Raw genomic sequence first — 13,400 nt, 5'->3', positions numbered from 1 at the left:
CACGGAGGTCAGAAACTTCGTCATTAGGCACAACAACGATCGTTCCATGAATCACGATAAATAATATTACCCTCCGTATACTTCCAGGTAATCGCCTCATAACGCAATTCGATTGTTTCCAGATGCGTGCTACTCATGCCATTAGGGGCAAGGTATGGGGAAACCGTCGTGATTTTGACGTTTTCCAGGATGATATTGAAATATTCTGATTCAATGCCCGATTCCAGTATTCGGTACATCTTGATTGTTGCTTTTTTCAGTGTTCGGCCTTCACATACGGCGCGATACAGAACAGGTGTCGTTTGGTCAAATTCTTTCACTATCGTGATCGGGCTATGAACGCGCGTTCCAGTAAGTTTGCCCCAACTGGGGTCTACTGGAATGGTTACACCGTGCGAAAATGATTTTAATTCGATAGAACCTAAACGCAGGGGCATTAAACAACTGCCAACAATCGGCGATCCGTTTTCATCTTCAAGCCATAAATGAGCGGGAGTAGCCATATAATTTCCTTATCAGTGATGATTTAATAACAGTGATCTTCACCCTGTCACCATTTACAATAACGCGTAAAAACAACAATCATAATCATGGCAAATACGCCTATAGGCCAAACAGGGCTCTCAGGAAAAAAATACCCCTGAAGCAGCGCAAAAATAATCGTGAGGATCACAGGTCCGTACAACGATGATAAAAACCTGAGTTGCCACAGTAGAAATTTCTTTAGTGATTGAATCATGATTATCTAATCATCCGGGTGATAATATTTGCTATGCCAGAATCAGACATCCATTGCGCTTCAAAGGCACCTGCGCGCTCGAATAGGGGTTCAATCAAAAAATACATCATTTCTAGTTGTTGCATGTAAAGTGCTGAATAATAGGCTGGGTATTGGACGTGTAAACGATGGGCGCTATCCGTCGCTTTCTGAACCAGACCATATGTAGCCAAAACCCCCGCAACCGTACCCGCAGCGCGTCCCGTAAGGGCACTGAGTTGCATATTTAGATTCAATCCAATACGAATGCTGGTAGCGACCGCTAAAGCGTACCCTGCACCTGTAAGGGTGTTGGCAGCGATATGGATATTCACGGCCATAAGCGCTTTTTTAATATGCTCTAATTGAGCATTAGTTTTGTATTTGAATATTTCCTCAAAGTAGGCCCGAAGCATTTCAAAGACAACGTCACCATGCTGGATAATGCGTATAACAGCATTCCTGAAGCGCAAATCTTCTGTCTTTTGCTGCTGGCAAACATCGTTGTATTCATCGGTGAAACAGGACGTGTAATACAGCAGGCGGGTTGCCCCCTTCCCTAATGCATCAACCTGGTTTCTGACCTTTTCGCCGACAGCAGAAACAGCATGATCGAGCTTCAGTGCAAGAATCTTGTTGGCTTGTAGGTAACTGATGACTTCATTGTTGTTGTACATAATCGCTCCTTGCTGATTTTCATTAAATCCGGTTTTCCATTATTTTCCACAGGAAAGCGTCCGATAGTTTCGGTACGACCAGCGCATCTCCCTGGCGAACAGACGCCAGAGCCTGAACCAGACCGCGTCGCTGGCGATTTGAACCAGTCAACCCCTTATCGGAATAAATCCGGTCCGGAGAAACGCCCAGACCGATGAGGACCTCTTGCTGTGCAGCCAGATCCTGTCGGTCAGTTGAACATCGGGCATAGCCAATGCGTATTTCTGTCATAGATATGTACGTATAAGGGGCCGTCAAAGAGATTGATATCGTACCAGTTATATAAAACAGCGTCAGCAATGAATTTCTCCAAGATACAAAACTCATTTTCACTGTCCGCTAAACGATCCTCTTACGGAAATAATTAATCGGGACAGGATGACTACTCATGGTAAAACGACAGGCAAAAGTTGACGACTGATTGTTTTAAATAATTGAGGGGGAGGGCGTTTATTTCCTTGCCCCTGATTTTTTGCGTTTTATTAATCGTATGACAAATAGTGGTTGTTATCTCTGCACGTGAATTATATAAATATCCAGCACCTTAAGCACACCCATATAAATAATAACGTCTTAAAAATGATACTTTAAAAAATATAAAAATTTAAGTATTAATTTTGATGCGTTAAAAGTCACCGCTATCCATCAGGTTATGTGATCGCTGTTAGCGAATTAGCATAGTCGCATTTAATAAAATAGCCAAATAAACACAGCGTTTTTATTACCTGCATCAGAATCAATAAATTCTGACCCTATTTTTATTACTGAGGCCATATTATGGAAACCGTTCAAAATACCCTCGTCGCTCGCGAGAGCAGCGGCTGGAGAAAGAGTGATACCGTCTGGATGCTGGGACTGTACGGTACCGCGATAGGCGCAGGGGTGCTTTTCCTGCCGATTAACGCCGGGGTTGGCGGCTTAATTCCGTTAATTATCATGGCAATTCTTGCCTTTCCAATGACCTTTTTCGCCCACCGCGGTTTAACCCGTTTTGTGCTGTCAGGAAAAAATCCGGGGGAAGATATTACCGAAGTGGTGGAAGAGCATTTCGGTACCGGGGCAGGTAAACTCATTACGCTGCTCTATTTCTTTGCTATTTATCCGATTCTGCTGGTCTATAGTGTCGCCATTACCAACACGGTCGATAGCTTTATTACTCACCAGTTGGGTCTGGTGTCTCCGCCGCGCGCTATTTTATCGTTGATTTTAATTGTAGGGATGATGGGTATTGTCCGCTTTGGCGAAAAAATGATTGTTAAGGCCATGAGCGTACTGGTATTCCCGTTCGTGTTTGCTTTAATGATACTGGCGCTGTATTTGATACCGCAATGGAATGGCGCGGTACTGGATACCCTGTCGCTGAGCGGCGCTTCGGCTACGGGGAATGGGCTGTGGATGACCCTGTGGTTGGCTATCCCGGTGATGGTTTTCTCCTTCAACCACTCGCCGATTATCTCCTCTTTTGCAGTGGCAAAGCGTGAAGAATACGGCGAGGACGCCGAGCGCAAATGCTCCCGTATCCTGGGCTTTGCCCACATTATGATGGTGCTGACCGTGATGTTCTTCGTGTTCAGCTGCGTGCTGAGCCTCTCCCCGGAAAACCTGGCGGAAGCGAAAGCACAGAACATCTCCATCCTTTCTTACCTGGCGAACCACTTTAACGCGCCGGTGATTGCCTGGATGGCGCCGATCATCGCGATGATTGCGATTACCAAATCCTTCCTCGGCCACTATCTCGGGGCGCGTGAAGGTTTCAACGGCATGGTGATAAAGTCTCTGCGCGGTAAAGGCAAATCGATCGAAATCAACAAACTGAACAAGATCACCGCGCTGTTCATGCTGGTGACCACCTGGATTGTCGCGACCCTGAACCCGAGCATTCTGGGCATGATTGAAACGCTGGGTGGCCCGGTCATCGCGATGATCCTGTTCCTGATGCCGATGTATGCCATCAACAAAGTACCGGCTATGCGCAAATATAGCGGTCACATCAGCAACGCGTTCGTGGTTGTGATGGGACTGATTGCCATCTCCGCCATTTTCTTCTCTCTATTCAGCTAAGTTTCAGCGCCGCCGCTCACCGGCGGCGTATTCGTTTTGCTATGTAACCGCATGGGTGCCACATGATTAGCGTTTTCGATATTTTCAAAATCAGCATCGGGCCGTCCAGTTCCCATACCGTTGGGCCGATGAAAGCAGGAAAACATTTTGTTGATACCCTGCAGGAAAAAGGCCTGCTGCATAAAGTCACCCGTCTGGTGGTGGACGTGTATGGTTCTCTTTCATTAACGGGTAAAGGCCACCATACCGATATCGCCATTATTCTTGGATTGTCCGGGTATTTACCGGATACCGTGGATATCGACGCCATTCCCGGCATTATTCGCGATGTCAACGCCATGCATCGTCTGTTTATTGAAGAAGGCCAGCGCGAAATTGAGTTTCCGGTGGCGGAATGCATGCGTTTTCACAATGAATTTCTGCCGCTGCATGAAAATGGCATGAGCATTACCGCGTTTTGCGACGGCAAAATCGCCCATTTCCAGACTTATTATTCCATCGGCGGCGGTTTTATCGTGACCGAGGAAAACTTTGGCAAGAGTCAGGGCGCGGATGTCGATATTCCGTTCCCGTTCTATTCCGCTCGCAACCTGCTGGCGCACTGCCAGGACAACTGCCTGTCGATTTCCGCGGTGATGATGAAAAACGAGATCGCCCGCCACGGCAGGGAGAGCGTTGAGCAAAATATGGCAAAAATATGGGAGACCATGAGAAACGCCATTAATCGGGGGATGAATACGGAAGGTATTTTACCGGGGCCGCTGAAGGTGCCGCGCCGAGCTTCTGCGCTGCACCGTGTGCTGGCGCCGCAGAGCCAGTCGATTACGCCGCTGAGCGCGATGGATTGGGTCAATATGTTCGCCATGGCGGTCGGAGAAGAGAACGCGGCGGGTGGGCGAGTCGTGACCGCGCCGACCAACGGCGCCTGCGGCATTGTCCCGGCGGTGCTGGCCTATTACGATCGGTTTATCAAAGAGGTGACGCCGGAAATCTCTATGCGCTATTTCCTGACGGCGGGCGCGATCGGCATTCTTTATAAGATGAACGCCTCCATTTCCGGGGCTGAGGTCGGTTGCCAGGGCGAAGTGGGCGTGGCCTGCTCGATGGCGTCCGCCGGACTGGCCGAGCTGTTGGGGGGAAGTCCGGAGAAGGTGTGCATCGCCGCGGAGATCGGTATGGAGCATAACCTTGGCCTGACCTGCGATCCGGTGGCCGGCCAGGTCCAGGTACCCTGCATTGAGCGTAACGCGATTGCGGCGGTGAAGGCGATTAACTCGGCCAGTATGGCGATGTACCGTACCAGCGATCCGAAAGTCTCACTGGATAAAGTCATCGAAACGATGTTTGAGACGGGCAAAGACATGAACGCCAAATACCGTGAAACCGCCCGAGGCGGTCTGGCGATTAAAGTCGCGGTGTGTGAATCCTGAGTCCCATAAAAAACGCCTGTTTAACGACAGGCGTTTTTTCTTTCCCCGGTGGTGCAGGCCCTACAGTTTAGGGCTTTTTTTTCTCTCCGTCAGGCGGCTGAAAAGACCATACCACGCTGTTAGAAGCCGATGAGGTGTACCATTCGTTAATGGTGGCGTTTGACTCGCTGGTCTGCGCCGCGGCGGCCTGTTTCTCTTTTGGCTGATGCGTTTTTTTCCGAATGCGGATACGGGAAGGGGCCCCGGAATTAATTTGCGCTTTAAAGGTGCGCATATGTGAATCGAATAAAATTGACTCCAGTTGATGTAGTCGGTCGAGGCCGCGCAAAATACCAATCAGCGTACTGAGAGTGACGGACTCACCTAGTTCAACGCGTTTAATGGTTGCCGCGCCGACCTGGGCGCGTTCGGCAAGCTCAATCTGTGATAGCCCCAGCTGTATACGCGTTTCTTTAATTCTTCGGCACAGTTCAGAAATAATTTCACTGTCGGGCATGGTACTGAAACGCATCTTAATTCCTCTACTGCGTAATAAAACCTGACTAATTATTCCGCAAGCCAATTTATAAATAAAGCGAATAATTTCTCTTTTGCGATAGCGACGACAATGTTTTTTACTAATGCCATCAACGAGTTGGATATACGCTCGTTCCCGCGAATCCAGTGGATTCAGGCGCCGAATAAAGGGACTTCGGATCAATCGCCTGGGGCGATACACCGTGGCGCAGGGATGCGCCTCTCTCTGCCATAATGCAATTACGGCGAATTGCGGTTATATATATCCCTTTCTGCGGCCAGGTTTCGCCGCAGCCACTCTTACGGATGATAACGATACGCCATGAATCTTCGTGAAAACATTGTGAGCCAATTCAGCCTGCTGTCGCCCGAACTCCAGCGCGCGGCGGAATTTTCCCTGCAAAATGCCAACCAACTGGTGGTGCAATCAATGCGTGCCTTCGCCGCGGAAGCCGGCGTTAAGCCTGCCACGCTACTACGCCTGGCGCAGCGTCTGGGCTATAACGGTTGGCGGGAACTGAAAAGCGCATTTATCGACGATCTCGGCTTAGGAAATGATACATATGTATCTAAGGCTGAAAAATTGATCGCTAAAGGAACGCAGCCCGAGCTGTACGAAGAGGTTTTCCTCGCGCATCAGGCCAATCTGGCATTCACTCAGGCAGAGAATCAACACGCTATGCAGCAAGCGATTACGTTGCTGGATGAAGCGAAGCAGGTCTATATTTGCGGCTTCCGCGCCAGCTTTCCTATTGCCTGGTCGTTGTTTTATGTCTACCGATTGTTCAATCGCCAGGTGTCGCTGATTGACGGATTGGCCAGTAATATCGAAGTATTCACCCGTGAGATCAACGCGGAAGACTGTCTGCTATTGACCAGCTTTTCTCCCTATTCCCGTGAATCTCTCGACGTTCTCAATGCAGCCAGACAGGCCGGGGCGCGGATTATCGCCATCACCGACTCACCGGTTTCGCCGCTGGCGCAAACGGCGGACTGCACGTTGCTTTTCTCCCTCAGCAGCCCGTCTTTTTTCCCTTCGATAGTTTCCGGTATGGGCGTTGCCGAGTGTTTGCTGGCGATGCTGGTTGCCCGCCACGGTCGGGAGGCGGTGAATAAGATTGAGAGCGCAGAACGTTATCTGCAACGCTCCGGGGCGTATGTGATGCCCGATAAACCCTGATAAATGATTCATTTGCTTTTATCATAAGAAAATTAAATACATTTGAATCATTATCGAATTGACGAGATTCAAATGGATCCTGCAAGATGCTTTCAATTTACGCGAAAGCGATTTCTAAAGCAGGGTAAAAGCATGAGTCATATCATTCACCGCAGCCTCCGTACTACCCCGGCAGTGGCAGTCAGTGCCCAGGGCGCTTACATCACGGATGCCAGTGGTCATCGCTATCTGGACGCCTGCGGCGGGGCGGCGGTTTCTTGTCTGGGGCACGCCCACCCGGATGTGCTGGCGGCGATGCATCGGCAGATCGATCGGTTGGCCTATGCCCACACCAGTTTTTTCACCACCGATACGGTGGAACAACTGGCTGAGCAGCTTGTCCGCACCGCGCCCGGTTCGCTGAACTATGCCTATTTCGTCTCCGGCGGATCGGAAGCGGTTGAAACGGCGCTGAAGCTGGCGCGCCAGTACTTTGTTGAGATCGGGCAGCCGGATCGCACGCTGTTTATTGCCCGTAAACAAAGCTACCATGGCAATACGCTAGGAGCGCTGGCCGTTGGCGGTAACGAGTGGCGCCGCCGCCAGTTCGCGCCGCTGCTGATGGATGTGGTGCGCGTATCGGCCTGTAATGAGTACCGTGACCGTGACCGTGAGGCGGGCGAAAGCCAGCAGCAATACACCGAGCGCTTACTTGGCGAACTCGAAGCGGCAATTCTGGAGGCCGGGCCGCAAAAAATTATCGGTTTTATCGCTGAAACTGTGGTTGGCGCAACCACCGGCGCAATGCCGCCTACGCCGGGTTATCTGCAAGGCGTTCGTCGGTTGTGTGATAAATACGGCATTCTGTATATCGCCGATGAGGTGATGTGCGGCATGGGCCGTACCGGCACGTTGCACGCCTTTGAACAGGATGGCGTTGTCCCTGACATCGTGACCATCGCAAAAGGTTTAGGCGGGGGTTATCAGCCCATAGGCGCAGTGCTGGCCAGTGAGCAAATCGTCGCCGCGCTGCAAGCCGGTAGCGGTATGTTCCAGCATGGTCACACCTACATCTGCCACCCGACAGCCGCAGCCGCTGCGCTGGCCGTGCAGCAGGTTATCGAGCGAGATCGTTTGCTCGAGCAGGTGCAGCAGCAGGGCGCGTATTTGCAGCAGGCGCTGCATGATGTGCTGGGCGGATTACCGTATGTCGGTGATACGCGCGGTCGCGGTTTATTCGCCGGCGTGGAGCTGGTATGCGATAAAGAGCGCAAAACGGCATTCGATCCGATACTGAAGCTGCATGCCGCTATTAAAGCGCAGTGCATGGCGCACGGGCTGCTGGTCTATCCGATGGGCGGAACCATTGATGGCCAGCGGGGCGATCATATCCTGATTGCGCCGCCGTTTATTGTCAGCCGGTCCGAACTCGATTTTGTAGTGGATACCCTGCACAAGGTCATCAGCGAAGAGACGCATAAACTGATGAGACGTCAGCCATGAATCGTTTACCTGCACTGACAGAACAGCAGTGGAGCGATGAACAACGCCAGCTTGCGGAGGAGATTATCAACGGGCCGCGCGGCGCGCTGCTGCCGCCGTTTGAACCGTTGTTGCGCAGCCCGGAACTGATGGCCCATGCGCAGCGAATGGGGGAGTATCTGCGCTACCGTAGCGCGCTGGGGCAGCGGTTGTCGGAATTGGCCATCCTGCTGACCGCACGTCACTGGTCTCAGCCGGTTGAATGGGCCATTCATGCGCCAATAGCCAGGGAAAAAGGGATCCCGGAGCAAGCGGTGCAGGCAATTAATGAACAGCGTCAACCAGAGGCGCTGGCGGCTGATGAATGGGTGGTTTACCATTTTTGCCAGCAGCTGCATCAGCATAAAAAAGTCAGTGATGATATCTGGCAACAGGCAATCGATCTCTGGGGGGAAAAGGGCGTTGTCGATCTGATTGGCATCAACGGTTATTACAGCTTTCTTTCAATGATCATGAACGGCGCGCAGACGCCAGTACCCGACACCAGGGATTTTATTCTTCCCGCATAAATAATTCGCACGCCTTTATTTTTATATCGCGTGCGAATGTAGGGATACTGTTTTAATTCTCAACGCCAATATCAGTTTTAGGGTATTGCGCGAAAACTCCTGTCTGCTGTCTTAATTACGCTGAGGATTATTATGTCTGCATTATTGAAAAAATTAAAGATTACCCTGGCACTGGTTGCCTGTTCGGTGAGTTTTACCGTCATGGCACAAGATAAATTATTAGTCGGTGTGGATACTGCCTTCGTTCCCTTTGAATTTAAGCAAGGCAATAAATATGTTGGTTTTGATATCGATTTATGGCAAGCCATTGCGAAGAAAATGAATGTCAGCTACGAATTACGCCCTATGGATTTCGGCGGCTTAATTCCTGGTCTGCAATCGCGTAATTTAGATGTGGCAATGGCCGGGATCACCATTACCGATACTCGCAAACAGGTCGTTGATTTCAGCGAGGGTTACTACGATGCGGATCTCTTAATGGCGGTGAAGAGCGGTGATAATTCCATTACCAAATTCAGCGATCTGACCGGTAAAAAAGTGGGGCTGAAGCAGGGCACCGCCGCGGCGAGTTTTATGAAATCCAAATATAAAGCCAACTATGTCGAATTCCCCAATATTGATAACGCCTATCTCGACCTGCAGGCTGGCAACCTGGACGCGGTCGTTCACGACTCCCCGAACGTACTCTACTACGTGAAAACAGCAGGTGGCGGTAAGGTAAAATCCACCGGTGAAACGGACAGCATTCTGCCGCAGAAATACGGTTTTGCCCTGCAGAAAAACAGCAGCCTGACGCCGAAGGTCGATGCCGCGTTAAAGGCATTACGCGCGGATGGCACCTATGACAAGATTTATTTTAAATGGTTTAACAAACAACCTAAATAATACCAGCCGGGCCGGGTAACTCCGGCCAGAACCGTGAGTAATAGACCGCATTATGAATTTCGAAACGAAATATATATGGGAATCGCTGCCGCTATTATTACAGGGGCTGCAGCTGACAGTATTGATCTCTATGGTCGGTTTGGCGGGCGGCTTTATCATCGGTCTGCTGGCAGGAATCTGCCGTGCGCTGGGAGGCGGCATCGCGAAAACGTTATCATTAATTTTTGTTGAGTTGATTCGCGGTACGCCAATTATGGTACAGGTGATGTTTATCTATTTTGCCTTGCCAATGATTCTGCCCGTTCGTATCGACCCCATCACGGCCGCGATGGTCACCATTATCATTAACTCCGGCGCGTATATTGCGGAAATTACGCGTGGTGCAATTTTGTCCATCAATAGAGGGTTTAAAGAAGCCAGTCTGGCAATGGGATTATCGCAGCGCGCAACGCTATGGCACGTGATTATGCCGCTGGCCCTGCGCCGCATGATCCCGGCGTTGGGCAACCAGTGGATTATCAGCATTAAAGACACCTCGCTGTTCATCGTTATCGGCGTCGCGGAATTAACGCGCCAGGGGCAGGAGATCATCGCCGGGAACTTCCGCGCCCTTGAGGTCTGGACAGCGGTAGCCCTGATCTATCTTGCCGTCACCCTGTGCCTGAGCTTCCTGCTGAAGCAACTGGAGAAAAGGATCCATATTTTATGAGCATGGTTGAATTTAGCGCGGTCGCTAAACATTTCGGCACCACGCAGGTGCTGCACGATATCAATCTGAGAATTGATGCCGGTGAAGTGGTCGTGATTATCGGTCCTTCAGGTTCAGGTAAATCGACGCTGCTGCGTTGTATCAACAAGTTGGAAGCGATCTCCTCCGGCACCTTGCTGGTTGCCGGGATGCACCTGACCGATCCTCACGTCAACGAGTGCGAAATCCGCCGCGAAGCGGGGATGGTATTCCAGCAATTTCATCTGTTTCCGCATCTTACGGCGCTGGAAAATGTGATGTTTGGACCTATCCGCGTACGCAGAATGAGTCAAGCGGCAGCCCGCGAACAGGCGCTGGCGCTGCTGGAACGTGTCGGCCTACGCGAACGAGCCGAGCACTATCCATCAGAGCTTTCAGGCGGCCAGCAGCAGCGCGTGGCTATCGCTCGCGCGCTGGCGGTGAAACCGAAAATGATGCTGTTTGATGAGCCAACCTCTGCGCTCGATCCGGAGTTGCGCCACGAAGTATTAAAAGTGATGCGTTCACTGGCGGATGAAGGGATGACCATGATTATAGTGACGCACGAGATTGGCTTTGCACGCGATGTGGCCTCTCGATTGATTTTTATCGATGGTGGAACCATTGCTGAAGATGGCCCACCTGATATCCTGCTGAATGCCAGTAGCAATCCGCGCCTGAGAGAATTTTTACAGCACGTTTCATGAACATAAGTGAATCCATTACATGAAGAAAATCGACATCAGTGGTTCCCCGTTTGAGATTGGCCTGCGCCTTGGCGAGCTTGGCCGTGAAGCATGGCATCAGAAACTGAGGCTCACGTCATTGTGGCAAACGGTGATGACTCTGCAGGCATCCCCTGAGACCCGGTTAATGCGCGCCGAGGTGCAGCGGCATTATCCGCACATCTGGCAGGAGCTGCAGGGGTTGGCGCAGGGGCTGGAGTCCACTGTTGATCAGGTCTTTGCCTGGAACTGCCGTGGCGATCTGGTGCGCTCAACGTCGGATGGCTGTACGACGGTGGCCGGGGTAAACGCCGCAGGCGAGCGGATTATCGCGCACAATGAAGACGGTTTTCCTCAGTTACGGGATGAATGCTTGCTGGCTACCATTACCCCGAGTCGCGGTCTGAGCTTTACGAGTTTTGCCTATCCGGGGTCGATTTGCGGCCACACCTTTGCGGTGAATGAAAAAGGTATCGTTAACACGGTGAATAACATCCGTGCAGTGCATCGTCCGCAGGGATTACCGCGTCAGATCCTGGCTCGCGCCTCGCTGAATGCGAACACCCTCGACGAGGCAATCACTATACTTACCGGCCAGCCGCGATCCGGGGCGTTTCACCATACGCTCGGGCAACTGGGCGATGCGCGGCTGTTCAGCGTTGAGGCCACCGGTCAAGGCTGTTCCGTTCTACCCCTGACGACGGTAACGGGGCATGCCAACCATCTGGTGCATGCGGCACTGGCTGGCGTTGAGCAGATCGTTACCGCCAGTTCAGCGTCGCGGCAGTTACGCCTTATGCAGTGGCGGGAAACGCAACCTCCGTTTGACGCCGCGGCGGCAAAAACCATTCTCTCAGATACCCATGACGCCGAACTGCCAATTTATCGGCTGGCTGCCGACGATCCGGATGAGGAGAACACCCTCGCCACGGCAGTTTTCACCCTCAATGCCAACCACGTCAGGTGGCAAATTTTCGACATTAACCGCGACGATGCTAAATTTCAGGGAGAAGTGCGTGGGTGAGATAGCCGGTCGTCAGTCATAAAGGGCAGGGTAGTACCGTTGCCCCGGCGTTCAATAGTACAGTCCGGATACTGCCCGCTATCGGCGTCTTGAGCGATGTCCTGAAGCGCGGTGTCCGGAATATTCAGGTTTGCGTCTCTATACGATTCGGGCCATCGCCGTTTCTCATCTGCCTCGTGCGCGCCGATGCATACTCTCGCGGACATACACGAAAAACAAAATGTCTTGTTCAGTTAAGTATGGCTTACAGGACAGCGCCTGTTAATTAGCCCTTATACCTTAGTTGATTATTTCAAGGTTACTGCTGTTTCTGCTTTTTTATCCTTTCGTATGTCGCCTGCATCTCTCTAAAAAATTTATACAACTTTGTCAGAGTTACACTTTTTTACGTATTAACTTTTTTTTGCTGCGCTTAAAAACGCTTGACAAAATCAACGCCAAAGTTAAATTTGAGCGACCGCTCTAATTTTATGTCATGCATTTAGAATGGTAAAAATGGTTCTTAATGATTTACAAAACACTCTATGACAAGGGGAATAGCGTAATGCCACTTTTTTTCCAGGACACTCAGTTGATGAGAGCAAATATGATTACCCTTGCTCTGGCTTTTACTTTCTCTATTTTTTCTACACCAACCTCAGCAAATGCCTCACCATCAAAAACTTATCGTATCGCTGTTTATAGGGGAGACGCCGGGTGCGCGGGGTGTTCAGAAATGGTGGTGAAATCGCTCGTCGGTACTGGCCTGCCCCTGAATATCGCTTATGTGGGTGAAAAAGAAACGCTGAAAGTGAATGAGCAAACGCTTAAAAAATTCGATATCTACATTCAACCCGGCGGCGGTCAGGATATACCCGGTTCTTATGACGTCATTGGTGATGATGGCGCTGAGGCTATCCGTCAATTTGTGAAAAGCGGCAAAGATTTTATTGGCATTTGCATGGGGGCGTATCTTGCCGATAAAGACTGGATTGGGCTCATTGATGCTCCCCTTGAGTCAGAAGTGGGAAGACCTGGTTCACGCGCCTATGATGAGGGGGATTACACCTTGCAAGTGAAATGGAATAATAAACAGGAACCTTTTTACTATCAGGATGGCCCCTATCTGAATAACACAACCTCAAACGCTGGGTTCCAGGCGATAGCTTATTACGACAATGGGGATGTCGCTATCGCCAGATATAAATATGGGGAAGGGCATGTGATATTATCAGGCCCTCACCCTGAAGCCGATGAGACATGGATAGATGCCCGAGTTGCGGGTAACACCACCGCGGAAAGTAAAATGAAACGCATTTTAAGCTATCTGGGCATAAACAAGCGCTAATTTCTACTGCGGGTTTTTCAT

At 50.7% G+C, this 13,400-nt stretch carries 13 protein-coding genes and 1 pseudogene; 10 read left to right on the top strand and 4 right to left on the bottom strand.

Annotation, left to right across the window (positions count from 1 at the left end; all coding sequences use genetic code 11):
* Positions 1 to 23: 23 nt before the first annotated feature.
* The 3 genes and pseudogenes from IYV58_RS13690 to IYV58_RS13680 all read right to left on the bottom strand — a co-directional run.
* Entirely contained in the window at positions 24 to 503 is a 480-nt protein-coding gene (locus IYV58_RS13690; protein ID WP_142445756.1) for an Hcp family type VI secretion system effector, read from the bottom strand.
* A gap of 238 nt (positions 504 to 741) precedes the next feature.
* The gene (locus IYV58_RS13685; protein ID WP_195729077.1) at positions 742 to 1,434 is read right to left on the bottom strand and encodes a hypothetical protein; all 693 of its coding nucleotides are present in this window, start codon (positions 1,432 to 1,434) and stop codon (positions 742 to 744) included.
* A 64-nt stretch (positions 1,435 to 1,498) separates the two neighbouring features.
* Positions 1,499 to 1,705: pseudogene (locus IYV58_RS13680) on the bottom strand (recombinase family protein); the annotation flags it as partial.
* Positions 1,706 to 2,251: 546 nt separating this feature from the next.
* On the opposite strand from IYV58_RS13680, the gene IYV58_RS13675 reads away from it, so the two are divergent.
* Together IYV58_RS13675 and IYV58_RS13670 are read left to right on the top strand one after the other, a co-directional pair.
* On the top strand, positions 2,252 to 3,535 hold the full coding sequence (locus IYV58_RS13675) for an HAAAP family serine/threonine permease (RefSeq protein WP_004120369.1): 1,284 nt from the start codon (positions 2,252 to 2,254) through the stop codon (positions 3,533 to 3,535).
* Positions 3,536 to 3,597: 62 nt separating this feature from the next.
* Positions 3,598 to 4,965 (top strand): L-serine ammonia-lyase, encoded by a 1,368-nt coding sequence (locus tag IYV58_RS13670; protein WP_087828112.1) that lies wholly within the window; start codon positions 3,598 to 3,600, stop codon positions 4,963 to 4,965.
* 67 nt (positions 4,966 to 5,032) lie between these two features.
* On the opposite strand, the gene IYV58_RS13665 is transcribed toward IYV58_RS13670, so the two are convergent.
* Positions 5,033 to 5,476 carry a helix-turn-helix domain-containing protein gene (locus IYV58_RS13665; RefSeq protein ID WP_004120375.1) on the bottom strand — a complete coding sequence of 148 codons (444 nt, stop codon included), beginning with the start codon at positions 5,474 to 5,476 and terminating at the stop codon, positions 5,033 to 5,035.
* A 327-nt stretch (positions 5,477 to 5,803) separates the two neighbouring features.
* Between IYV58_RS13665 and IYV58_RS13660 the strand changes: the two genes are divergently transcribed.
* The 8 genes from IYV58_RS13660 (at position 5,804) to IYV58_RS13625 (ending at position 13,379) form a co-directional block, all read left to right on the top strand.
* Entirely contained in the window at positions 5,804 to 6,661 is an 858-nt protein-coding gene (locus IYV58_RS13660) for a MurR/RpiR family transcriptional regulator (RefSeq protein WP_004120378.1), read from the top strand.
* A 132-nt stretch (positions 6,662 to 6,793) separates the two neighbouring features.
* Positions 6,794 to 8,143 carry an aspartate aminotransferase family protein gene (locus IYV58_RS13655; protein WP_195729076.1) on the top strand — a complete coding sequence of 450 codons (1,350 nt, stop codon included), beginning with the start codon at positions 6,794 to 6,796 and terminating at the stop codon, positions 8,141 to 8,143.
* Positions 8,140 to 8,691, top strand: coding sequence for a carboxymuconolactone decarboxylase family protein (locus IYV58_RS13650; protein ID WP_142468266.1), 552 nt, complete (start codon positions 8,140 to 8,142; stop codon positions 8,689 to 8,691). The genes IYV58_RS13655 and IYV58_RS13650 overlap by 4 nt, the downstream gene beginning before the upstream one ends.
* 132 nt (positions 8,692 to 8,823) lie before the next feature.
* Entirely contained in the window at positions 8,824 to 9,576 is a 753-nt protein-coding gene (gene glnH, locus IYV58_RS13645) for a glutamine ABC transporter substrate-binding protein GlnH (protein ID WP_142468265.1), read from the top strand.
* Positions 9,577 to 9,628: 52 nt separating this feature from the next.
* On the top strand, positions 9,629 to 10,285 hold the full coding sequence (glnP, locus tag IYV58_RS13640) for a glutamine ABC transporter permease GlnP (protein ID WP_142446546.1): 657 nt from the start codon (positions 9,629 to 9,631) through the stop codon (positions 10,283 to 10,285).
* Positions 10,286 to 10,287: 2 nt separating this feature from the next.
* Positions 10,288 to 11,010, top strand: coding sequence for a glutamine ABC transporter ATP-binding protein GlnQ (gene glnQ, locus IYV58_RS13635; RefSeq protein WP_032742120.1), 723 nt, complete (start codon positions 10,288 to 10,290; stop codon positions 11,008 to 11,010).
* Positions 11,011 to 11,029: 19 nt separating this feature from the next.
* Complete coding sequence (locus IYV58_RS13630; RefSeq protein ID WP_049112079.1) at positions 11,030 to 12,052, top strand: acyl-CoA--6-aminopenicillanic acid acyl-transferase; 1,023 nt, start codon at positions 11,030 to 11,032, stop codon at positions 12,050 to 12,052.
* Positions 12,053 to 12,596: 544 nt separating this feature from the next.
* Positions 12,597 to 13,379 (top strand): BPL-N domain-containing protein, encoded by a 783-nt coding sequence (locus IYV58_RS13625; protein ID WP_049112122.1) that lies wholly within the window; start codon positions 12,597 to 12,599, stop codon positions 13,377 to 13,379.
* Positions 13,380 to 13,400 lie beyond the last annotated feature (21 nt).

The sequence above is a fragment of the Klebsiella sp. BDA134-6 genome (assembly GCF_015601345.1).
GTDB lineage: Bacteria > Pseudomonadota > Gammaproteobacteria > Enterobacterales > Enterobacteriaceae > Klebsiella > Klebsiella grimontii.
This window is presented reverse-complemented; position numbering and strand designations above follow the sequence as displayed.

Excerpts from the sequence above, each read along its gene's own strand:
- IYV58_RS13650 (WP_142468266.1), top strand. The coding sequence starts at position 8,140 with ATGAATCGTTTACCTGCACTGACAGAACAGCAGTGGAGCGATGAACAA.
- IYV58_RS13685 (WP_195729077.1), bottom strand. The coding sequence starts at position 1,434 with ATGTACAACAACAATGAAGTCATCAGTTACCTACAAGCCAACAAGATT.
- IYV58_RS13625 (WP_049112122.1), top strand. The coding sequence starts at position 12,597 with ATGCCACTTTTTTTCCAGGACACTCAGTTGATGAGAGCAAATATGATT.
- IYV58_RS13660 (WP_004120378.1), top strand. The coding sequence starts at position 5,804 with ATGAATCTTCGTGAAAACATTGTGAGCCAATTCAGCCTGCTGTCGCCC.
- IYV58_RS13665 (WP_004120375.1), bottom strand. The coding sequence starts at position 5,476 with ATGCGTTTCAGTACCATGCCCGACAGTGAAATTATTTCTGAACTGTGC.
- glnQ (WP_032742120.1), top strand. The coding sequence starts at position 10,288 with ATGGTTGAATTTAGCGCGGTCGCTAAACATTTCGGCACCACGCAGGTG.
- IYV58_RS13670 (WP_087828112.1), top strand. The coding sequence starts at position 3,598 with ATGATTAGCGTTTTCGATATTTTCAAAATCAGCATCGGGCCGTCCAGT.
- IYV58_RS13690 (WP_142445756.1), bottom strand. The coding sequence starts at position 503 with ATGGCTACTCCCGCTCATTTATGGCTTGAAGATGAAAACGGATCGCCG.
- IYV58_RS13630 (WP_049112079.1), top strand. The coding sequence starts at position 11,030 with ATGAAGAAAATCGACATCAGTGGTTCCCCGTTTGAGATTGGCCTGCGC.
- glnH (WP_142468265.1), top strand. The coding sequence starts at position 8,824 with ATGTCTGCATTATTGAAAAAATTAAAGATTACCCTGGCACTGGTTGCC.
- glnP (WP_142446546.1), top strand. The coding sequence starts at position 9,629 with ATGAATTTCGAAACGAAATATATATGGGAATCGCTGCCGCTATTATTA.
- IYV58_RS13655 (WP_195729076.1), top strand. The coding sequence starts at position 6,794 with ATGAGTCATATCATTCACCGCAGCCTCCGTACTACCCCGGCAGTGGCA.
- IYV58_RS13675 (WP_004120369.1), top strand. The coding sequence starts at position 2,252 with ATGGAAACCGTTCAAAATACCCTCGTCGCTCGCGAGAGCAGCGGCTGG.